20 protein-coding genes are annotated in these 22,480 nt (G+C 58.1%); 4 read left to right on the top strand and 16 right to left on the bottom strand.

Annotated elements, in window-relative coordinates:
* Window positions 1–172: 172 nt before the first annotated feature.
* The 16 genes from pafA to C3F12_07750 all read right to left on the bottom strand — a co-directional run bounded on the left by pafA (window position 173) and on the right by C3F12_07750 (window position 16,874).
* A complete protein-coding gene (pafA, locus tag C3F12_07825; protein ID PWB45968.1) occupies window positions 173–1,531 on the bottom strand; it encodes a Pup--protein ligase in 1,359 nt (452 codons plus the stop codon).
* Between the two features lie 157 nt (window positions 1,532–1,688).
* Complete coding sequence (locus tag C3F12_07820) at window positions 1,689–2,090, bottom strand: hypothetical protein (GenBank protein ID PWB45967.1); 402 nt, start codon at window positions 2,088–2,090, stop codon at window positions 1,689–1,691.
* Window positions 2,087–2,425, bottom strand: a complete 339-nt coding sequence (locus tag C3F12_07815; GenBank protein PWB45966.1) for a hypothetical protein — start codon at window positions 2,423–2,425, stop codon at window positions 2,087–2,089. The genes C3F12_07820 and C3F12_07815 overlap by 4 nt, the downstream gene beginning before the upstream one ends.
* Window positions 2,422–2,736: a hypothetical protein gene (locus C3F12_07810; GenBank protein ID PWB45965.1), complete on the bottom strand. Its 315-nt coding sequence runs from the start codon at window positions 2,734–2,736 to the stop codon at window positions 2,422–2,424. The genes C3F12_07815 and C3F12_07810 overlap by 4 nt, the downstream gene beginning before the upstream one ends.
* Window positions 2,720–4,288, bottom strand: coding sequence for a hypothetical protein (locus C3F12_07805; protein ID PWB45964.1), 1,569 nt, complete (start codon window positions 4,286–4,288; stop codon window positions 2,720–2,722). Before C3F12_07805 ends, C3F12_07810 begins: the two co-directional genes overlap by 17 nt.
* A gap of 18 nt (window positions 4,289–4,306) precedes the next feature.
* Window positions 4,307–7,315, bottom strand: coding sequence for a restriction endonuclease subunit M (locus tag C3F12_07800; GenBank protein PWB45963.1), 3,009 nt, complete (start codon window positions 7,313–7,315; stop codon window positions 4,307–4,309).
* Between the two features lie 334 nt (window positions 7,316–7,649).
* Window positions 7,650–7,874, bottom strand: a complete 225-nt coding sequence (locus tag C3F12_07795; GenBank protein PWB46397.1) for a hypothetical protein — start codon at window positions 7,872–7,874, stop codon at window positions 7,650–7,652.
* 106 nt (window positions 7,875–7,980) lie between these two features.
* A complete protein-coding gene (locus tag C3F12_07790) occupies window positions 7,981–8,382 on the bottom strand; it encodes a hypothetical protein (protein ID PWB45962.1) in 402 nt (133 codons plus the stop codon).
* A 53-nt stretch (window positions 8,383–8,435) separates the two neighbouring features.
* Entirely contained in the window at window positions 8,436–8,663 is a 228-nt protein-coding gene (locus C3F12_07785) for a hypothetical protein (protein PWB45961.1), read from the bottom strand.
* Entirely contained in the window at window positions 8,657–9,340 is a 684-nt protein-coding gene (locus C3F12_07780; protein ID PWB45960.1) for an RNA polymerase subunit sigma-70, read from the bottom strand. The genes C3F12_07785 and C3F12_07780 overlap by 7 nt, the downstream gene beginning before the upstream one ends.
* Before the next feature lie 278 nt (window positions 9,341–9,618).
* On the bottom strand, window positions 9,619–10,308 hold the full coding sequence (gene prcA / locus C3F12_07775; GenBank protein PWB45959.1) for a proteasome subunit alpha: 690 nt from the start codon (window positions 10,306–10,308) through the stop codon (window positions 9,619–9,621).
* Window positions 10,309–10,312: 4 nt separating this feature from the next.
* The gene (prcB, locus tag C3F12_07770) at window positions 10,313–11,134 is read right to left on the bottom strand and encodes a proteasome subunit beta (protein ID PWB45958.1); all 822 of its coding nucleotides are present in this window, start codon (window positions 11,132–11,134) and stop codon (window positions 10,313–10,315) included.
* 32 nt (window positions 11,135–11,166) lie between these two features.
* Window positions 11,167–12,651, bottom strand: a complete 1,485-nt coding sequence (locus C3F12_07765; GenBank protein PWB45957.1) for a proteasome accessory factor PafA2 — start codon at window positions 12,649–12,651, stop codon at window positions 11,167–11,169.
* 153 nt (window positions 12,652–12,804) lie between these two features.
* Complete coding sequence (gene arc / locus C3F12_07760) at window positions 12,805–14,583, bottom strand: proteasome ATPase (protein PWB46396.1); 1,779 nt, start codon at window positions 14,581–14,583, stop codon at window positions 12,805–12,807.
* A gap of 349 nt (window positions 14,584–14,932) precedes the next feature.
* On the bottom strand, window positions 14,933–16,069 hold the full coding sequence (locus C3F12_07755; GenBank protein PWB45956.1) for an aminotransferase: 1,137 nt from the start codon (window positions 16,067–16,069) through the stop codon (window positions 14,933–14,935).
* Window positions 16,047–16,874 carry a tryptophan 2,3-dioxygenase gene (locus tag C3F12_07750; protein PWB45955.1) on the bottom strand — a complete coding sequence of 276 codons (828 nt, stop codon included), beginning with the start codon at window positions 16,872–16,874 and terminating at the stop codon, window positions 16,047–16,049. The genes C3F12_07755 and C3F12_07750 overlap by 23 nt, the downstream gene beginning before the upstream one ends.
* A gap of 809 nt (window positions 16,875–17,683) precedes the next feature.
* Here C3F12_07750 and C3F12_07745 point away from each other — a divergent pair.
* From C3F12_07745 to C3F12_07730, 4 genes are all read left to right on the top strand, one after another.
* Window positions 17,684–18,655, top strand: coding sequence for a pyruvate dehydrogenase (locus tag C3F12_07745; GenBank protein ID PWB45954.1), 972 nt, complete (start codon window positions 17,684–17,686; stop codon window positions 18,653–18,655).
* Window positions 18,656–18,843: 188 nt separating this feature from the next.
* Window positions 18,844–19,815 carry an alpha-ketoacid dehydrogenase subunit beta gene (locus C3F12_07740; protein ID PWB45953.1) on the top strand — a complete coding sequence of 324 codons (972 nt, stop codon included), beginning with the start codon at window positions 18,844–18,846 and terminating at the stop codon, window positions 19,813–19,815.
* A gap of 9 nt (window positions 19,816–19,824) precedes the next feature.
* Window positions 19,825–21,018, top strand: coding sequence for a hypothetical protein (locus tag C3F12_07735; GenBank protein ID PWB45952.1), 1,194 nt, complete (start codon window positions 19,825–19,827; stop codon window positions 21,016–21,018).
* On the top strand, window positions 20,924–22,468 hold the full coding sequence (locus C3F12_07730) for a serine/threonine protein phosphatase (GenBank protein ID PWB45951.1): 1,545 nt from the start codon (window positions 20,924–20,926) through the stop codon (window positions 22,466–22,468). The genes C3F12_07735 and C3F12_07730 overlap by 95 nt, the downstream gene beginning before the upstream one ends.
* Window positions 22,469–22,480 lie beyond the last annotated feature (12 nt).

Below are 22,480 nucleotides of genomic sequence, written 5' to 3'. Positions count from 1 at the left end.
GCGCCTTTCTCTCGGGCGCAAAAATAGGAGGGATGGCGACCGCCACCCCTCTCTGTCCATTCGCATCACCGTCTGTATGGCGATCTCGTCAGCGATTCCGCATGACTCCATCCTTATCCTTACGCCGGCATCTCACGATTGTGTCTTGGAGTGTGTTGGGACCTCGACCACATTACGACAAACCGATCAGTTCATCGACACGCGGATCCCAGGGCTTGAACGGATCCTTACAGAGGATGGTACGCTGATACCGGTCGTTCAGCTTAAGATAGCTCCAGCCCACATCGTACGACTTGTTCCGCTCATTCGCGTATTTGATGAAGTCGCTTCGCACCTTGGCCCGCGTCGTCTGCGGCGGCGTGGTCATGGCCGTCTCAATCTCATCCTCCGTGATCACCCGATCGATCAGGTCGTCCTGCAACATCAGGTAGTACAGCCCGCGAGTCCGCTTGATATCATGATACTGCAGATCCAGCATGAAGACGCGCTGGTCGTCGAAGGAGCAGCCCTTGCGCCCGATGTAGGAGGTGATGAGCCCGTGCTTGATGACCCAGTCCAGCTCGCGGTTGAGCGTCAGGGGGTCCTCCGCCAGCTTGTCCAGGACGTACTGCCACTTCTCGAGCAGATCGGCGATCTGGGGCGAGCGTTCGCGGCCCTGGTAGTACTCGAGGGCGAGGTCGAGGTACTCGCGCTGGATCTCGACGGCGGAGAACTCTTTGCCGCGTTTGAGGCGGATGCGGCGGCGGCAGGTGATGTCGTGGGAGATCTCCTTGATGGCGCGGACGGGATCCTCGATGGCGAGATCGCGTTTGATCACCCCGTCCTCGACCATGGCGAGGATGATGGCGGTCGTCCCGACCTTCAGGTAGGTTGCGAGCTCCGACATGTTGGAGTCGCCCACAATGACATGCAGGCGGCGGTACTTCTCCTCGTCGGCGTGCGGCTCGTCGCGGGTGTTGATGATTCCGCGCGAGCTGGTCGTCGCACCCGAGATCTCCTGGTAGATGTGCTGCGCCCGCTGCGAGATATAGTAATGGTTCCCCATCCGCGTCCGAAGGACCTTGCCGGCGCCCGCAAACACTTGTCGCGTCACGAAGAAGGGGATCAACTGCTCGGCCAGCTTGTGGAAGTTCACACCGCGCTGCACCAGGTAGTTCTCATGACAGCCGTATGTGTTTCCCACAGAATCGGTGTTGTTCTTGAAGATGTAGATTTCGCAGCAGATGCCGTTCTCTTGCAACTTTTGCTCGGCGCTCAGTAACAGCTCCTCCACGATCCGCTCGCCCGCCTTGTCGTGGATCACCAGGTCCCGCGGGTTGTCGCACTCAGGGGTGGCATACTCGGGATGACAGCCGGTGTCCTGATAGAGCCGCGCACCGTTGCGCAGGAAATCGTTGGTCCCGCGCTGGCGCGAGACCACCTTTTCAAAGAGATAGCCCAACGCACTCTCAACCGACAGGTTCACCCGCCCGCCGACCGAGGACGAGATCAGACCGTATTCGCTTTCCAGCCCAAGGATGCGCTCCTGCATGACAGCAACTCCATAATTATCGTACCGGAAGGCCATATGGGGGTCAATGGAATTCATCGGGAGAGTACGGGGGAATTTGAAGAGAGAGTTATAGAAGGGGTGCTAAGGGATGTTAAGAGTCCCTATTGCGGAAATGAGCACCTAAGGCATTGCGTGTCTATCCGTCCAAGTTAATCCCAATACTCTTCAGGTACACCCGAATGCGTTGAACAAACGCACCGGCCTCTTCCACAAGACGCAACGACTCTGCCGATTCCCACGAAGCGGTTATTCCGTAATCGGCCGCGATCCGGCGTCGGTGTTCTCTGGCAAGCACATCTGCCCATTCCGCTTCGATGATTCCAGGGCGAACCAGGACCGAACCAAAGAGGCGTCCGACGGCGGCGTGCGATTCAGCGACGGCATCATGGAATAGCAGGGCCGCCTTGGCGGCGTGCATGACGGCGTAGTAGCTGCGCGAGACCGCATCCTCATACAATCCATCCTCGTACAGGTTTCTTGCCGCCTGCAATGCCCGTTTCGCACGCTCGAACTCCGCCAATATATTGTCGGGATTCACGGCACGGCTACCCCATCACGAGTGACCGTCAGCCAAAACGGAGCCTGTCGCTTTCGGTGTGTTTCCCATTCCTCCCTCGTAAGGACGATGATCGACGGCACCACGTCTGTCCCTATAGCTAGATGGTCACCGGATTGTGCAACGGCGTCCTTCAGCCGCCAGTCCCCCTCTCGAATCACCACCAAGAGATCAAGGTCTGAATCGGCTGTCGCCGTTCCTCTCGCCTTTGACCCAAAGACAATGATCTCTTCGACGAGGGCTGGAAACCGCTCCGCCAACGTCCGGCGATAGGCATCTAGCCAGGCCTGCTCTGCAGGGCTTAGCTTCATCATCATATCTCGTCCACCGCGCACGTCTGTAGCGCGTCCTCCTTGAAGAGGTTACTCACTTTGACCGCAACCAGCTTAGACCAAGCCTGCCATCGTGTGCAACGTGCTCTAGTGTCCTGAATCAGAAATCCTATGAAGAAGTCGATACTCCATGTGTCGTCATTCCCGCGCAAGCGGGAATCCAGAACCCCCGTTATTTCCTGGATTCCGGCTCGCGCCCGCGATGCGGGCTTGGCCGGAATGACGGCTACAAATCTGGAAAAGCACAATAATGAAGCCAGACCGAACGCTTCGAGGATTTCACCGCTTCCAGTCATCGTCCCATGTATCCAGCCGCATGGGCATAACCATGTTGTTAAAATCACGACCCTTTGCTCTGTGATGTTCCTCAGTATGAACCCCAAGAGATAAATAGATCAATGCTGCCCGCGCCAATCTCATGATAGAGATGGCGCTCATTTCAAAGTCACGTCTGTAAACCGAAAAAGCCAGTGAATCCGTCATCGCTTTGCCAACGGTGTCTTGGAAGGCGAGGGGTCCCGCCCACTCATCCATGTGAAGCTTGAGGTACTTATGCTCCAAATGGTTACGATACTCGTTCAGGGCGCGTGCATCCGGCTCTATTGCCTCTCGAAACCCTTCGTCGTCGCAGAACAAATCTTTACTGAGCCAATACAGTCCTCTCATGGGCCAATTTTCTTTCGATTTGAACCGTGAAAGCAGGTCTCCGTTTTTCTTCCCATTGTTGAACCAAATAGTCTTTAGATAAATCTGGCGCTCCGGAATTTGAAGCCCCAAATAATGGTTCAGGAAAAAAGCAACCTTATCAAAGATCGAATACGCCATACGAAATGCAATCTTCACCTGCTCTGTGGCCAGTCCATAAGCAGGGTAATCAAGCGTATTGTACAGAAGCACGTCACGATCAGAAAAATGAGGGCCAGCCGCTTCTATACCGGCATAGAGTAAAAACCGAGCCGACACGTACTCCTGTTTGAGAGCATTGAATAGTGCGGGATAGTAGGGCCCTTCGTTAAGCCCGACTACAATGGATGGTGCTGTGAGGATATCTCGATTCGCAATTGGGTAATTCCCCAGGTCATTGAGGGGATTCAGGAATAGCCGTTCTCGCAGACACCAGGCCCGATAAGCCTTTTCCTCCTCGTTCTTTCCCATGGGGAAATTGTCCAGGTCCGTTGGTGTCGATAGAAAATCTGGTCGGAGAAAAGACTCGATCCGATTTTTTCCTCGGGTGAACGCCTCCCTGGCGTCCGGTTCCAGCGGGTGCTCCACCGCAGATTTCAGCAGACTGTGCGCTTCTCTTAGAAATATGCTCGTATGTCCATTATCGTAGAGTGTCCGCGCATAATCCGATAACGTGATGGCCTTATTGCCCTGGGCCATTCCAAAATCTGGAACGATACCCAGCGCCTTATCGTAATACCATAGCGCCTCTACGAAACGCCCAATGTGAGAGAAACAGTTGCCGAGATTCGTGTATATTTGGCAAAGGCGCTCTGGAGGGAAGTCGACGACTCCCACGGCCTTCGCTGCAAGACGCAGACAAATGATTTCTTTCTCGAACTCTATTTGCTCCCATTCCCAGACATCGCCCCCATCCTTGTGGCGCAATTGGCGAATAGCTGACCATGCATTGCCTTCAAAATAGCAAAGCGTGGCTTGTTGGCCGGGGGACAGGGCACTTGTCTTCAACTGCTCACACCAGTCTATCGCCCTATGCAGGCCATCTTCTCGTCCTAGGTCGGTAGAAAGATCGACCAAATCCCCGATACGACTTATGGCGTCATCCGGCTCAAGTTGCAAAATATCGCTCGCCGCTAGAAGTTCATTGTAGGTCTTCTCATGCATCAGAGTCCTCTGGTCACATTATTGATCAGTTTGGATGGCCTGCTTGTGGACCTTTCTGTTAATGGACGCCACTCGCTGTCCCGTAGTTGCCTCCTCGACCAGCCGAACCTCTTCTTCTGTCAGGCCGTAGAGGTCGTAGACGAGCTGATCAATCAGCCGGTCGGTCGCACCAATCTGACGATGCAGTCGCGTCTTCTCATCCGGCGTCTTCGCTGCCGCCAATTGCTTGTGCAGGCCCAGCATCTGCTCGACCAAGCCGGATAATCGGGTATGTCTTAAAAGGCTTGGGTTCACCGGCAGCTTGTTCATATGCTGATTGGAAAGCCGATAAGCATCACCTCGATTGGCCGGGCAGTGCTGAGTGATCCAGTACCACGCCAGTTGTGAGTTCAGATAGCCCAGAAGAGCAAGACTGTCACTTGGGATACAAAACACCGTGTTATTTGGATACATGCCGTCGACATTAAGAGCGAACCGTGACTTGGAACAGAGGTCAGGGTAAACCAGCTTTGGATTATCATAAACCTCGGTGTTGGCCACCTGACGAATAACCCACCAATCGTAGTCTCCACGTTGGACCTCATATCTTGCACGAAGGCGGGCTTCGAACTGTTTCAAATACTCCTTGACTGACGGATAATTTTCGATGTTCAAAGATTCCCGTGCACAGATTAGAAAATCTCCATTAGTAGTTGAAAACCAATTCCGAATATCCCTGCCCCGGCCATAAGGCTTCAATACTTCACGCGCCCCACTGTGAGATCGAACCAGGGCATGAGCAACGTCGGGTTTAACAACAAACGCTTCATTAAGACTTGTCTTGATCCCAATCTGTGCAGGTCCGCCTACTTGAGACAACGGTGACGACTGGTCTGTCATCTTTGTGACGATTCGTTGTCCTCGCTTGGTCGTAAAAATCCATGGACCTGAAGTGAGGGACTTGCACGATACGGATTTTCCGTAATCGAGGATCGTCTCCGGCAGTACACCAGTTTCACTGGCAGCACGACCATACCGAAAGTCCCTCGCAACACTTCCATGAGTTTTCTCGCCAATCACAACAATAGGGTAGGTGGTAGCCCCCTTAAAAATTTGTACGTCCCCATAGTCCACCACGCTCAACGGGCGTAGGTGTTGGGAAAGCAGATCCCGCAACCCGGTACCGTAACCCGTATGCAAAAACTTACTTGAGCTGATGTAACCAAGCAATCCACCGTCTCTCGCAAGCTGCAGACCGCGTTCGTAAAAATACACGTAAAGATCGGCCAGTCCGTGATAAGCATTATAAGAAACTGAAAAATAGTGCTTATAGTCTGAAACTCCCTCTTGCCGCACATACGGCGGGTTGCCGATGACGGCGTCGAAGCCGCCTGCTTGCATGATTGATGGAAACTCCGCCTGCCAGTCGAAGACGTTGATGTGATAGCGCTCGTCTTCATCGAGCAGGCTCATCTGCTGGTGCTCGTAAAAGTCCGGACCGATGAGGCTGTTGCCGCACTTGATGTTGTTGCCGAGGTCAGGCAGGGCGCGCTCGCGCCACATCTGCAACTGGCGGGTCAGCGAATCCTGGTTTTCCCCTTCCAGTACCTTGAGCAAGAGGCTCAGCTTGGTCACCTCGACCGCCTGGCTGTCGATATCCACGCCGTAGATATTATTCAGCAGGATCCGCTTTTTCTCCTGGGTGGTTAAGAACCACTGTCCGCCGATCCCTTGATAGATCTCCTTGGTGTGCCGTTTGGGGTCATCCTTCACATACCAATCGCGGTGATAGTTCAGAAGGGAGGAATACGCGCTGATCAGGAACGAGCCGGAGCCGCAGGCCGGATCGAGGATTCTGAGCTTGGCGACCTGCTTGGGCGTTTTCCCCTCGCAGAGCTTGCCGACGGTGTGGGTGACGATGTAGTCCACGATGTAGGCAGGGGTGTAATAGACGCCCCCGGCCTTCTTGACCTCGGGCTTGTCCTCTACGACGGCGCGGTGGCCGGGGGTCAGACGGATCACCTTGCCGAGGAACTGCTCATAGACGTTGCCGAGGATGTCGGCCCCAAGGACAGAGAACTCGTAGGGACTCTCAGGATAGTAGAGGCGGCGAATGATCTCTTTCAGGACCTTGTCGTCGATGGTCAACGTGTAGGCCAAGGCATCCGGCGCTTCAGCCCGTCCCTTCTCCGGCTTGAAATGAAAGAGGCCAGAGTTGTACCGATCATCCGCGATCCCATACAGGTAGCGCAGCCGCTCATAGGTATGCTCGCCGTTCAGCAACGTCTGGAGCTGGCCGTAGGGCTCGATGCCCCGATCTTCGCACATCCGGAGGAAGATGATCCGGTCGATGGTCCGCTGGACGGCGAAGTTGAGTTCCTGTTGGGTGAGGTCGGGATTGCGAAGGGCCAGATTGCGGGCGAGCGATTCCCGCCAGGCTTCAATCTCCTTCAGGAAGGCCGCGTCAACGGCGGCGGTCCCTTTCTTCCCCCTGCTCGACTCGGCATATCGGTCGAACGAGCCTTTCAGAACGGCATCGCGGGAGAAGATAGCGGCAATCTCGTCCCACCGCCGGACATACTCGGAGTAGGTCAGGTACAGGACGCGGGCGGTGGAGGCGCGATCGGCCTGGTCCGGTTTGATCCGGCAGTCATAGACGGCGAACTCCTCAAAGTCCGTCAGGATACTGAGCGGGAGTTTGGCCGACCAGGCATAGCGGCGCAACTGAAAGGCGGGGTTGGTGTCGCCCTTGATGTTAGTCGCGGGTTTCTTGGCTTCCAGGAAGAACTTGCGCGTACCGCCGATACGAAAACAGTAATCGGGGGCCTTGGTGGCGCCGCCGATCTTGATGGCGTCCTCGTGGATGACGTCCTTGTAGGCTTCGGCGTAGCCGGTCCGATTGGCAACATCCCAGCCGAGCGCCTCAAAGAACGGGTTGATAAATTCCACCCGTACCTCGGTCTCACCGTAGGTGGCGGCGTGATACGCATCGAGGTGCTGGTCGAACTTCGCGATCAGCTCCGCTATCTGTTTCGGAACCTCGGCCATGGTACGCCTGTCCAGAGTCGTGCGTTTGAAATTGGCAGCCTATCCACGGACGTCATTCCGGCCAAGCCCGCGCAGCGGGCGCGAGCCGGAATCCAGGAAATGGCGGGGGGTTCTGGATTCCTGCTTTCGCAGGAATGACGATTCGCGGGGGGGCGCCGATCCCTTCGTCGAACTTCTCTTCGGGACTCTAGCCGAGATGTGACTTTTCAGGCAAGGAGAATCTTCGGCGAGGATTTTACCAGATTGTCGGAGCAAATCGTCGCAGTTGCAATTCATTAGCGAGAGGCGCCCGATCATCGAGCGCCTCATCCCGGCCATTGTACTCTCGAGCGAGTTAAGACTTGCCCTCGAGTTGCGGCTCTGCCTTGTAGCCTTGCGTCTCGATGACCTTGACGATCCGATCGGGTGTGACCTTGGCATCGTCGTAGATCACAGTAGCCGAGCCGTTACTGAGACTGACCGTTGCGCTTCTGACCCCGTCCGTCTTTTTCAGTGCCTGTCTGATCTTGGTTTCACAGGCATTGCAGTACATTCCTGTCACCTTAAAGGTTGTTGTCATGTCGGCCGCCAACGCAACGCTGGCCAGCAACAGCATCATGACTGCCGCTATCGTGACTTTCGTAGTGCGTGATCTTGTCATTCTTTTCCTCCTTGGAAATACCAGACTATCCAATAGCCTCTAGAACCGGTCCAAGCAGATACGCCGAAAACAGACCGATGAAATAGATCCCTGTCGAGGTCCATAAAATCGTCCGACTGACGCGGCTTGCCGTAGTGCAGGCGCTCGGCTGATCGACAGGGCAGCTTCGTCCGGTCTGCTGAAGTCCGGGCGCGATGCGATAGATATAGACGGAATTAACGGCGATCAGCAGGCCCGCAAGCGCAAACGTCAAGTTCTTGTACCGTGACAGGGCAATAAGCCAGGGTAACGTTGAGACGAGCGATGCGACTGTCGCGCCCATCCCAACCAGTACCATCAACGATGGCAATGCACAGCACAGCAGTGTGCCCAGTGATGTGAACAATGAAATATAACCCAATGATCGGGTTTTCCATGTGGCGCTCATACTCCGACTCCTATCTACACGATGCGCGACGGCGGCAAGGGTTACCGTAGCCGTCAGAGGTGCCGATCGATGAAGGCATGCAGCCGTTCGCTGTATCCGGCTGGGATCTCAAACGTCCGCTCGTCGGCCACAATCACCAGCATCTTGCGCAGGCTGTCATACAGCACCGAACAGCGACGGCACCTTACCAGATGCGCCTCGATCTCGGCGCGCAGGGCAGGATCGACATCCCGGTCGATGAAATTCGACAGCTCTTGCAGTACCTGTTCGCAGGTCACCATGGTCTTTTGCCCTTGAATGAAAGCACACGGTCGAGCCACCCGCGGCGCAGCACCGATGCAAGCTGTTCACGCATCATCAGCCGCGCCCGGTGAAGGCGCACCTTTACGGCCGCCACGGTAATCTCTAACGCTGCCGCTGTATCGGCCGCGCTCAGTTGTTCCACATCGCGCAGAATGAAGGTCTCTCGATAAATATCGGGCAATGCATCTAAAGCCCTGGCAATCTGATCCCTGAGCTCCTTCCGTTCAGCGATGTCGGAAGGGAGTTCGCGCCAGTCGGCGAAGTCGCGCGGCGTAAAGGGTTCTCTCGAACTCGATTGGGCCTTATCGAGCGGCTCGAAGAGATGTGCATGTTTGTTGCGCCACTTGAGCCGAGCTTCGTTGACAGCGATCCGCAACAACCACGCCTTAAATTTCTCCGGCGCCGTAAGCTGATCCAGGCGCATGAGCGCCTTCAGTATGGTGTCCTGTGCCACCTCTTCAGCATCGGCATAGTCGCGCAGGATTCCATAAGCCGTAGTGAAGACAGCGCGCTCATACGGACGGACCAGCTCGTGGAAGAGGCGGCGCTCTCCAGCCAGGACCCGTCTTAGCAGTTCAGATTCACATTGTGATGGGGACGGAATCGATTCGATAACCACCGGCCACGCCTCCCCTTTATTTATAAGATACCGCAGGCTGACCGGAGGTTACCAACTTTGGGCAGCGTTACGGCAAAGGCGGGAGCTTCAGCGATTGTCTATCTGGGGTCACAGAGGGATTCCGAATCCCGGACATGGCCAAAAGAGGGAGGACTGGGGGGGCGAATGAAGGGCGTTGATGACTGGTCGAACATTGCGATTAGCTCCGTGATCTGCTTCAGGACTTCGGGCATGATCCGCAAGTCCAGGCCAAGGCGTGATTTTTCAGGTAAGAATAATTTTTGACGGGAACGAGAAGAAAAAACGATGATAGGTTACTCGGTCTCGGTGAGCATCGTTGCGAGGTCATCCTGGGACAGGCGGCGGAATTTACGGCCGGTACGATGGCGCTCCAGGACCGCCACCTCCAGGCTTCGCGGTTCGATCTTGGCGTTGCTCACGGCCTCCAGCGCACGGACGGCCAGCCTCAGCGCAGCTTTTTGATCAAGCCCGGTTTGATAACTATCCTTCAAGTACTGCCTCAACTCGTCGGCCTGTCCGCCGATGGCGGCAAACCCCTTTTCGTCGCCGATGCTGCCGTCAAAGGCGATCCGGTATAACTCATTCGGTATCTCCCCATCGGCGACCTCAACCACCAGGATCTCCACCTCCAACGGCTTCATCGCCTCGCTGAAGATGTTGCCGATGGTCTGCGAGTAGGCGTTAGCCAGCGACTTGGCCGTCACATCTTCCCGATCGTACGCAAACCCCTTCAGGTCGGCATACCGAATCCCCGCCTTACGCAGGTTCTCGAACTCGCTGTATCGCCCGGCACCGGCAAAGGCGATCCGGTCATAGATCTCCGAAATCTTGTTGAGCGAGGCGCTGGGATTTTCCGCCACCAGCAACATCCCGTCGGCGTACTCCAGAACAATGATCGATTTTCCGCGGGCGATCCCCTTTCGGGCGTACTCCGCCTTATCCTGCATCATCTGTTCCGGCGATACATAATATGGAAGCGCCATCAGCCTATGCTCCTCGCTCGACCGACTTGCGGCGATCGATAATGGCCTGGCAGACCTCTTTGATACGGGTCTCCGGCACATCCTGCAGGCCGGATCTGACCGCGATCTTCACCGTCGGGAAGAGCCCGCGAACGAAGTCGGGACCCCCGGTCCCCACATCCTCTTCTGCCGCGTCGATCAATGCCTCCAGCCCCACCGCGATCGCCTCGTCCTCGGTCATACCGTCCCGATACAACTTTTTCATAGTCGAGCGGGCATCCTTCCCGCCGGAACCCGTGGCGTAGTAATCGGTCTCCTCATACCGACCGCCCGTCACGTCGTATTTGAAGATCTTCCCCTCCCGACCCCTGACATCGTAGCCGACAAAGATTGGGATCACCACTAACCCCTGCATCGCCATCGGTAGATTGGCCTTGACCATCTGCGACAACTTATTCGCCTTTCCCTCCAGCGAAAGCGGCATCCCTTCCAGCTTTTCGTAGTGGGTCAGCTCGACCTCAAACAGCTTGGCCAGTTCGATGCACGGACCGGCAACACCCGCAATGGCAATGGCCGAGTAGGCATCCGCCTTGTACACCTTCTCGATCCGCCTCGACGAGACCTGAAACCCCTCGGTCGCCTGCCGGTCCCCTGCAATCAGCGACCCGTCCCGGAATCTCAGGGCCAGAATCGTAGTTCCGTGAGGCGTCTCTTTCAACTCCCGGATCTCAGCCGGCGACAACCCGTCCGGCTTGATCTGCATCTGGGGCAATAGGTCAGACCGAACCTGCCGCAGCAGGTCAAAAAAACTCGAACCTGGAACCATCGAATCGAACAACAAGCGCATGGGTAGAATGTCCCGAATGGAGCGCGTCTGTGCTAGACCGCGATGTTGTCCAACAGCTCCACGGCGGTGTCGGATCGGTCCAGCAGTTCGGCCGCCAACTTCCGCGTCCCCCTCAACGGATCGACCATGGGAACCCGTTTCACCGTTGCCTCGCCGGTATCGAAGATCACCGAACTCCAGCTTGCCCCATAGACCTCATCGGGGTACTTCTGTAGACATGTCCCGCGGAAATAGGCCCGGGTATCCGCGGGAGGGGTAGTGATGGCGAGCAGAATTTCCTCGTCCGTGACGATTCGTTCGACGTATCCCTGGCGCTCCAGGGTGAAGTACAGGCCCTTGTCCCGTCGAAGATCATGATACTGCAGATCCAGCATGAAGACGCGCTGGTCGTCGAAGGAGCAGCCCTTGCGCCCGATGTAGGAGGTGATGAGCCCGTGCTTGATGACCCAGTCCAGCTCGCGGTTGAGCGTCAGGGGGTCCTCCGCCAGCTTGTCCAGGACGTACTGCCACTTCTCGAGCAGATCGGCGATCTGGGGCGAGCGTTCGCGGCCCTGGTAGTACTCGAGGGCGAGGTCGAGGTACTCGCGCTGGATCTCGACGGCGGAGAACTCTTTGCCGCGTTTGAGGCGGATGCGGCGGCGACAGGTGATGTCGTGGGAGATCTCCTTGATGGCGCGGACGGGATCCTCGATGGCGAGATCGCGTTTGATCACCCCGTCCTCGACCATGGCGAGGATGATGGCGGTCGTCCCGACCTTCAGGTAGGTCGCGAGCTCCGACATGTTGGAGTCGCCCACAATGACATGCAGGCGGCGGTACTTCTCCTCGTCGGCGTGCGGCTCGTCGCGGGTGTTGATGATCGGTCGCTTCGCCATCGTGTCGAGGCCGATAAAGGTTTCAAAGAAGTCGGCCCGCTGCGAGATCTGAAAGTCGCAGCGCTCGGCGCCATTTTCCGCCCCGACCTTGCCCGCGCCCGCAAAGATCACGCGGGTAACCAGAAACGGCGCAAGCCCCTGGACAATCTGGTCGAATGGGATCCGCCGTTCCATCAGGTAGTTTTCATGGTGGCCGTAGCTGTTCCCTTTCCCGTCGCTGTTGTTCTTGTAGATAAAGATCCGCTGCCGCTCCGGCAGGGTCAGGTTGGCGGCGGCCAGACACAGTTCGAAGATCCGCTCGCCGGCCTTCTCATAACAGACGACATCCCGGGCATTGGTACATTCCGGCGTGGAGTATTCGGGGTGGGCGCCGTCGACATAGAGCCGGCCGCCGTTTCGAAGGAGCTTGTTGATCGTGCGGTTATCCTGCTGGCTTGGCCGCTCGCGCTCCCCGCTTATCTCGAATCCTCTGGCATCCAGGAGCGGGTTCTCACCCGCGTAATCCCAGATCGACTTGACCTCGGCGATGGGGCGATGGGCGTTGATCAACAGGATGGAGCCGGATACCGGATCGAACCCGCGGGGATCCCTGGCGCTGATCCCCAACTCGGTCTCGGTCCCCATGATCTTTTCGATCGCCATGTATCCTTGCGGTGAAGCAGCAATCAGTCGTCGGCACTCAGCAGGTCAAGACCGATCAACATGCTCCACTCACATCCTCATCTCAAGAGCTTGCAAGCCGTTTCTCGCGTCGACAGTCTCGCTGAAGGTGACGGCTGATTGCCGAAGAGAGCATCACAGATAGTGGCCGGTAGAGATAGTCTCGACCTTACGAGACTTCTTCTCTTTCTCTTCACGGTCGAAGACGGTCCGCACATTGACGATGCGCTCGCTTCGGCGGCCGGCAATCTTGGCCCAGTCGTCCGGATTGGTCGTATTCGGCAGATCCTCATTCTCTCTGAACTCAGTCCGGACCGCATCAAGCAGGTCTTCAACCGTCAGGCCCTTGACGCCGGTCGCGATCATCCGTTTTACCGCCCGCTTCTTGGCCCTTGTGCAGATCGATTCAATCATGGCCCCCGAGGCAAAATCTTTGAAGTAGAGTGTTTCCTGCTGGCCGGAGGCGTAGGTCACCTCCAGGAAACGATGCTCCGGAACCGTCGCGTACAGCAGGTCGATGGCCGCCGCGGTCATGGCCGCCGCTACCTTTTCCGGCGTCCCATGCGCCTTGATCTCCGTCGCCGCGAACGGCAGTGCCGGCGTCAAGTACTTTGCGAAGATCTCACAGGCTGCGCTCCGGTCTGGGCGGTCGATCTTGATCTTGACATCGAACCGCCCCGGCCGCAGGACAGCCGGATCGATGAGGTCCTGACGGTTCGAGGCCCCGATTACGATCACATGCCTAAGCCCTTCGACGCCGTCCAGTTCCGCCAGGAACTGGGGGACGATGGTCGACTCCATGTCCGACGAGATGCCCGACCCGCGCGTCCGGAAGAGCGAATCCATTTCATCAAAAAAGATGACCACCGGCGATCCCTCGGTCGCCTTCTCCCTGGCCCGGCCGAAGATCTCCCGGATCTGCCGTTCCGTCTCGCCGACATACTTGTTCAGCAACTCGGGACCCTTCACATTCAGGAAGTAACCCTTGACGGCCTGCCCGGTCTTCTTGGCCAGTTGCTCGGCCAGTGAGTGCGCCACCGCCTTCGCGATCAACGTCTTCCCGCAACCCGGCGGCCCATAGAGCAATACGCCCTTTGGAGGCTGAAGCTGATGTTCCCGGAAGTAGTCGACATAGAGATGCGGCAGCTCGATCGCGTCCCTGATCATCTCGATCTGGGGACCAAGCCCGCCGATGGCCTCATAGCCGATACTCGGAACCTCCTCGAGGAACAGCTCCTGGACATCGGTCTTCGGCAGCTTTTCCAGAATGTGCCCGGACCGCGAGTCGAGCAGCAGACGATCGCCCGCCTTAAGGGGTTGCTGCCGCAGCGGATCGGCCAGTTCGACGACCCGCACCTCATCGGCGCGCAGCGTGACCACGGCCCGACCCTCATCGAGCATGTCTTTCAGTGTCACAACCTCGCCCTGCTCGTCGAAGCCTGCCGCCTCAATCACATTGAACGCCTCATTCAGGATCAACTCCTGGCCCTTGCGCAACGACTCCGGCCGAATCGAAGGATGGAGGTTCACCTTCATCTTTCGACCGCCCATAAAGATATTGGCGGTCTTATCGGGGTTCATCGATGCGAAGATCCCGTACGGACTCGGCGGGGCCGAAAGCTTCTCCACCTCTTCCCGAAGGCCTTCGATCTGCTCTTTGGCCTGCTGCAAGGCCTCGACCATCCGTTGATTCTGATTGTGCGCCTGGCCCAACTGTTCACGCGACTGGTCGAGTTTGGATCGGAGGAATTCGAACTCTTTCGGCGTCTGATCCAGCCGTCGCTGGAGGTGATAAATCTCCTCTTCGAGTGTCTTTACCTGTGCCTGAAGAGACTCGATTTCCTCCTCGTACCGGGTCAGCTTACGGCTGTACGTTGTCTCGTTCCCCGGAAGCTGTTCGGAAAGCTTCCGCATCGTCTTTCTGAAAGAACTTAACCGGGCCGAGCCTTTTTCCGGGTCGCTCATCGTCGTCTGACCTCCTTGCACCCCTGGTCATGACCACCACATCATCTTATACGATCCAAGGGCTGCACATCGCACTATCTGACTTTTATATTAGCGACGATTCTAAGGCTGTCAAGTCTTTTTCCTGAACACTACATCGGCGAAATCCGCTCTCCTAGCCCGTTTTCGACCTCGAGACACGTAGCATATCGCTGAGCGTCTCGACGTCCTGTCATCAATCTGTTTTCGATTGCCTGAGAACAGAAATTGATCGCGCCAGCCGTGGCGGGAAGCGCCGTCGAACCCGAAAACGAGCGCCTTAATGCTTGCTGACCACTGCGCCGATCAGACGCGCAGCTCGCTCGAGCTCCGCCTCGGAGTTAAGCATATCGGGGCAGACGCGCAAGTACTCGCCGCGCGCGTCGACCTTTACCCCTTTCTCGTGCAGTTGCTTCGCGATCGTACCTGACTCGGGATGTACGACGGTGAGGAAGGCGCCGTATGCGTCGCCGACGCCAGCGACCGTGACGCCTTGTTCGGCGAGGAGCGAGGCGAGGTGGCTCTTCTGAGCGAGGTTGTGCGCGCGTACACCCTCGACGCCGAGTTCGAGGGTAAGCTCGAGACCGGCAAGCGCCTGCACCGGCGCCAGCACTGGCGGCGTAGACTCGAGCCACGCGTCCCCGCCGCGCCCGTACTTCGGGGGGTCGGGCCGCGCGTAGGAGAAGGCGTCCTGTTTCGAGAACCAGCCGGTGTCGAGCGTGCGCAGAGTCTCGACGAGCCCCGGGCGCACATAGAGCCAGCCCGCGCCAGGCCCGCCGCGCGTGTACTTGTACGAGCCGCCGACTGCAAAATCGACGTCGAGCGCGTCGAGATCGAGCGGCAGCGCGCCGACGTGGTGGTAGACGTCGAGCAGCACCAGCGCGCCCGCGACGTGCGCGCGGTGGACAATGTTCGGCAGGTCCTCGACGATCTCGCCGGTACGGAACATGACGCTCGAGAGGACGATCAGATCCGCGCCTGCGATGCTGAGCTCACGCCAGGGCGCGAGGTCGAGATCGATTCGCCCCTGCTCGCGGTAGACGCGCAGGATAAAGTCCAGTGAGTCGAACTCGCCGTCGCTGGTCGCGACGCGCGGCTTGCCCGGCAGCGCGTTCAGCACTGCCCGCAAACCCTGGCCGGCACTGGTCTTGGGGACGATACAGTCGGCGCGTGGCGCGCCCACCAGGGTCGCCGTGAGTTCTCGAAATCGTTCTTGCTGCTGAAGCCAGAACTGCCAGGCGCCCTCCATGTCGCGATACCACACGTCGAGCGCCGCGCGTACGTCTTCGGCCATCCGGTCGGGCGGCCGGCCGAGCGAGTGATTCGCGAGGTAGATCTCCTCTCTGGCGAGTACGCGCGAAAAGCGCGGCCACACTGCGTGCCGCAAGTACTCCTCAGTGAATCTCGGTGCGGACATCGACCAGCTCCGGGAAGAGCGACGTCTCCAGCGTCCGGCGCAGGAAGGCAACGCCGGACGTGCCGCCGGTGCCCGGTTTGAAGCCGATGATGCGCTCGACCGTCTTCACGTGGCGGAAGCGCCAGAGCTGAAAGTTCTCCTCAACGTCGACCAGCTTTTCGCACATATCGTATTCGGCCCAGAACTGCTGTGTGTTTTGATAAATGGTCCTGAAGACGGCAGTCACGCCCCGATGCCCCTCGTAGGGTTGCGACCAGTCGCGCTCGACGCGCTCGAGCGGAATCGGCATACCGCGGCGCGCGAGGTAGCGCAGGAACTCATCGTACAGGCTCGGTGAGGCGAGCAGCTTCGCGAGCCGCTCATAGACCGGCGCATCGTGGCGATGTACCTCCATAAAGCGCGCGTTCTTGTTGCCGAGCAGGAACTCGACAGCTCGGAACTGGTAGGACTGCAGCCCCGAGGCGGGCCCCAGCACGTCGCGAAACTCAACGTATTCCGAAGGCGTAAGCGTCTCGAGCACCGACCACTGCTCGAAGAGCTGGCGCTGTACCTGCTTCACGCGCGCAAGGATCTTGAAGCACGGCTCGAGGCGGTCGGCGCGGACGTGCACGATCGCAGCCTCAAGCTCGTGGATCATCAGCTTCATCCACAACTCGGATACCTGATGCTGGATGATGAAGAGCATCTCGTCGTGGTGCGAGGAGCGCGGGCGCTGCGCCGCGAGCAGCTCGTCGAGGCAGAGGTAGCCGCTGTAGGAAGTCTGAGCGGTGAGGCCTGTAATAAACTTATCGTCGTCCTCTCGCATAGCTCCTATAATACCACACAGGTGATCCCGGCCTTTTCACACTCTTCGTCCAGAATATCTGCGATCGTCCTCCCGCTGAGCCGGTAAGTGGTCTGCCGCAACACGCTCATTTGTTCGTCATTGCGAGCGACCGAAGAGAGCGTGGCAATCTCATCGCACTTGAGGTGACGAACAACGGTGGGATTGCTTCGGTCGCAGCGCTCCCTCGCAATGACGCGGGTTGGTGGCTTTGTGGGCAAGAATGGATCGCCATCCCTCTTTTTGAGGAGTGATCTGCTGTGGCGGAGGCCAAGCGCCGTATGCTATGGTGAGAGTAGATTCGGGGCGGGTTGTAAGAAACGAACCATGCTGCGATGGAGGAAGAGGTGTCACACCGACGGGTAGACAAATACGCACGAAGCGCCACCCGTCTGCTCCTGATCGTGGCGGCGGTCGTGACCGCGCTTGTCGTCCTGATGATGTTCGCCATGGGGCGCTGAGAACAATCCAGTGGAGTACCCCAGAAATGATTCGACACTGAATCCGTTCGAGCGGAGCCCTTCGACACCGTTCGTCCTGAGCCTGTCGAAGGAACGAACGGTGCTCAGGACAGGCCTGTCGAAGCCCTATTTACGCACCCTTCGACTAGCTCAGGGTGAACGGAATGTGTAAACGCATCCAAGAATCAGTGCGCCAGGATAGCCTGGTTAGCAGACGGCGGAAGATGTTCGTGTGCGTGATGAAATGATTTACAAATTTGGTTTGTGCGGATTATACTACGACCTATTGAGGCGAAGCCGCTTGACACAACGGAGGGGAGAAACGGCGTAATGGGGATTCGGCAGCCTGCACCGGCTGAGCTACTGAATATCTATTATCACCTCACGCTCGCTCGCGGGCTGGAACAGCGGGTGATTACCCTCTACCGACAGGGTAAGATCGTCGGGGGCGTCTACCTCGGAACCGGCGAGGAGGCTATTGCAGTGGGAAGCGCCGCCGCACTCGAGCCCGACGATGTGATCGCCCCTACTCATCGGGACCTCGGCGCGAATCTCATGAAGGGGATTACGCCGAAAGAGTATATGGCTCAGTACCTGGCCAGGCAGACCGGACTGACCCATGGACGGGACGGGAATGTCCATTTCGGCGATATCACCCGGGGGATCATCGGCTTTATCAGTCCGATGGCCGACCTGCTTCCAGTAGCGGCAGGTGTCGCCCTGACCTTTAAGCTTCGGCGCGAGCGGCGGGTGGTGGCGGGATTTTTCGGCGACGGCGCGTCAAGCCGCGGTGATTTCCACGAGGCGCTGAACTTTGCAGCGGTACTGAAACTGCCCGTCGTCTTCATCTGTCACAATAATCAGTACGCCTACTCCACCCCGCTCTCCCGCCAGATGGCGATCGAACATGTGGCTGACCGCGCCACGGCCTACGGAATGCCGGGCGTCATCGTCGACGGCAACGATGTGCTTGCCGTCCGCGATGCTGTAGCCCAGGCGGCCGCCCGTGCAAGGACAGGCGAAGGCCCCTCCCTCATAGAGGGTAAAACCATGCGGATGCGGGGACATGCGGAGCATGACGACGCCTCGTATGTTCCGCCTGGCCTGCTCGAAGAGTGGCGAGCGCGGGATCCCATCGATCGATTTGCAGCGTACCTGCGGGCCCAGCACGTGCTTGACGACGCATCCGCGAAGGCAATTGAGGATCGTATTGCGCGGGAGATCGAGGAGGCGGTCCAATTTGCGGAATCCAGCCCGCCTCCGGATCCGAAAGAGTTGCTTGAAGGCGTTTACGCCGCTTAACCAAGTGAATAGTGGATAGTTGCTAGTATTTAGTTGCGAGAGTTCGCGCACATAAGCCGTCATACCCGCGACAGCGGGTATCCAGTCAAATCAATGGATTCTCGCTTAAGGACTGCGGGAATGACGGCACGGGTATTATTGCAACCAGGTACTAGTGACGAGTGACTCGTTCAGAGTTCAGAGGGAAGATGGAAATCACCTATCTCGAAGCGATCCGTCAGGCCTTGTGGGAAGAGATGGACCGAGACGAGCGCGTCTTCTTACTCGGCGAGGACATCGGGGTCTACGGCGGTGCCTTCAAGGTCACCAAAGGTTTCCTGGATAAGTTCGGACCGGAACGGGTCATCGATACGCCGCTCTCCGAGTCGGCATTCGTCGGGGCTGCCATCGGCGCAGCCCTTATGGGGATGCGGCCGATCGTCGAGATGCAGTTCTCCGACTTCATCGCCTGCGCCTTCGATCAGATCGTCAATATGGCGGCCAAGCACCACTACCGCATCGGCGAATCAATCCCCCTGGTAATCCGGGCCCCATATGGCGGCGGCATTCATGCGGGGCCGTTCCATTCCCAGTGCCCGGAGGCGTGGTTCTTTCATGTCGCCGGTCTGAAACTGGTGGCCCCCTCCACACCAGCCGATGCGAAGGGCCTGCTCAAGGCCGCAATCCGCGATCCCAACCCGGTCATCTATTTCGAACATAAGTACCTGTACCGGCACATTAAAGGCGAGGTACCTGAGGGAGACTCCATCGTACCGATCGGCCAGGCCGAGATAAAAAGACCTGGGCGCACCATCAGCGTCATCACCTACGGCGCGATGCTCCAGCATTCACTGACAGCGGCGGAGCGACTCCTCCCAGACGGGATCGATCTGGAGGTGGTCGATCTCCGGACCCTTCAGCCCCTGGATATGGCTACCATCTCTACCTCGGTCAAGAAGACCGGACGGGCGATGGTGGTCCATGAGGCGCCGAAGACCGGCGGTATCGGAGGCGAAATCGCCGCCCGAATCGCCGAAGACCTGTTCCAGCATCTGGATGCCCCAATTATCCGCGTGGCGGCCCCCCATACCCCCGTTCCTTTCAGTCCTGTGCTGGAGGAGGCGTATCTGCCGAATCCCGACACGATCGCCGATAAGGCGCGAGAGCTGGCCGGCTTCTGAGCCTTGACCATGTCCACCCCAGTCGTCATGCCCCAGATGGGTGAGAGCGTTGCGGAAGGAACGATCGTCACCTGGCTCAAGAAGGTCGGGGAACCGGTGGCCAAGGATGAGCCGCTGGTGGCTATCTCGACCGATAAGGTCGACGTCGAGATCCCATCAGCCGCTGCCGGGGTATTGGCAGAGATCGTCGTGCAGGAAGGACGCACCGCGCCGGTCGGGGCCGTCCTGGCTTATATCGACGAAGGCTCTACAATCGCCGCTGTTCCGACAGGAAGTCCCCCGCAGGAAGATCTGCGAGAGGGCATCCGGAAAGCGGCCTTGGCTGCACGCTGGTACTCCCCCGCCGTCCTCGACCTGGCAAAGACGCACAACATAGACCTGACCCAGGTGAGAGGAACCGGCGCAAAGGGTCGAATTACCAGAAAGGATCTGCTGGACGTCATCGCACAGCGGTCGCAAACGGCCGATATTACGGCCCAAGTCCCCCCGCAGCCTCCGGTTTCGCTCGCCGAAGACCAGATCCTCCCGATCAGCCCCATGCGGAAGGCCATCGCCGAGCATATGGTCCGGAGCAAGCGGACCGCTGCCCACGTCACGCAGATCCATGAGGCCGACATGACGGCCATCGACCGATACCGGCAGGCCAATCACGAGACCTTCATCGAGCAGACCGGGATCGCGCTCACCTTCCTCCCCTTTGTCGTAAAGGCCGCCGCCGATGGGCTGAAGGCATATCCGCTGATGAACGCCTCGTTTACCCGTGAGGGGATCATCGTCAAAAAGGCCGTCAACATCGGGATCGCCGTCGCCCTCGAGGAGGGTCTCATCGTCCCGGTGCTGCGGGATGCGGACAAGAAGAGCTTCCTGACCCTGGCGAGGCAATTGGCCGACTTGGCCGCGCGAGCGCGCGACAAACGGCTCGGCCTGGAGGAGGTTCACGAGGGCACCTTTACCGTCAACAACTTCGGCGCACTGGGAACCATGATCGGCACACCGATTATTGTTCAGCCGCAGGCGGCCATCCTGGGATTGGGCAAGGTGGTCAAACGACCGGTCGTGATTGAGGATGCCATTGCCATCCGCTCGATGGCTTACCTCTGTCTCTCGTATGACCATCGCCTCATCGACGGCGCCTACGCCAGCGCCTTTCTCACCCACGTGCAGACCACGCTCCAGGGGTTCGATTTTTCGATCATCCGGTAAGATCCCGGCGGCTTCGGCAACACACGGGGGGCGACGCCATGATGCATCCAGCCAATCTTCTTACGTAGTCGCGTCCTGGCCCGTCTCGCCCCAGAACATTCCGACAGTCCCCTCTTGTGAAAAGAGAAGCGAGGGAGGATGTGGCGCTGACCCCACGACCGGCGTCATTATCTCATTCCGGATACTCCCGTACTCCTCGAAGCGGTTGCGCGCGAACATCCATCGTCATACACTAGTATTGTTACAGGAGCACCCAATGCGGATTCTGATTGTTGACGATGATGTGGACATGCGGAGACTCCTTTTGGGAATCCTCCAGCGATGGGGATACGATGTCGTCCCGGCATCCGACGGGGCCGAAGCATGGGACATTCTCCAGAACCAATCGATCAGTTTCGTGATTACCGACTGGATCATGCCGAATCTGGACGGCCTGAAGCTCTGTCGGCGGATCAGGGAAGGGCGGCTCGACCGATACATCTACATCATCCTCCTGACTGCCAAGAACTCCAAAGACGAATTGATTAAGGGGATGGAAGCCGGTGCCGATGATTTTCTGATCAAACCCTTCAACGTCGGAGAGTTAAAGGTCCGCATCCGGGCCGGGGAACGGATCGTCTCGCTGGAGCATAATCTGGAGGAGCAGAACAGAAAGCTGCAGGAGGCCTATTCCAGGATTCGCGAGGACCTCGATGCGGCCGTGGCGATGCAGCGATCGCTCCTGCCCAACCACACGCTCGTGGTCCCCGGATTTGCCTTTGAGTGGATGTTTGCGCCCTGTCATTTCGTTGCAGGCGATATCTTCAATGTCTTTCAGCTCGACGACCACCGGGTCGGCTTTTACATCCTTGATGTGGCCGGTCACGGGATTCCCGCGGCGATGTTGTCGGTCACGCTCAGCACACTACTCTCACCTGCCGTCAGGCAGGGCAGCCCACTGATGCACTTTATCCCAACCCCCCCTCACTATGCGGTCGCGATGCCTGCTGACGCCGTGCAAACACTGAATCAAGAGTTCCAGTCCGAAGACGGCGCGATGCAGTATTTCACAATGATCTACGGTATCATCGACACCCATACTGCCCGACTGCGCCTGACTCAGGCCGGCCATCCATCCCCGATCTATCAATCCAAGGGGGCCACAGCCAGGCTGCTGGGAACGGGAGGGTTCCCTGTGGGGCTGTGGCCGAATGCCGAGTATTATGAGGAAGAGGTAGACCTGCTGCACGGCGACAGGCTCTTGTTCTACTCCGACGGCATTCCGGAGTGCACGGGAAAAGAGGGGGAGCGTTTTTCGGTCCAGCGTCTTATGACCCTCGTCGATGAGTCGCGGGATCGTCCATTGCGCGACGTCATGGCGAGCATTCAACAGACAATCGAACGCTGGAGGGGCAGCGAAGAGTTTGAGGACGATATCACCATACTGGCGATCGAAAGGGAAGTGACGTAGCGTTCAGCGGTC

The organism is Candidatus Methylomirabilota bacterium (assembly GCA_003104975.1).
Lineage (GTDB): Bacteria > Methylomirabilota > Methylomirabilia > Methylomirabilales > Methylomirabilaceae > Methylomirabilis.
The sequence above is the reverse complement of the archived record's forward strand: the minus strand, read 5'-3'. Positions and strand labels throughout refer to the sequence as shown.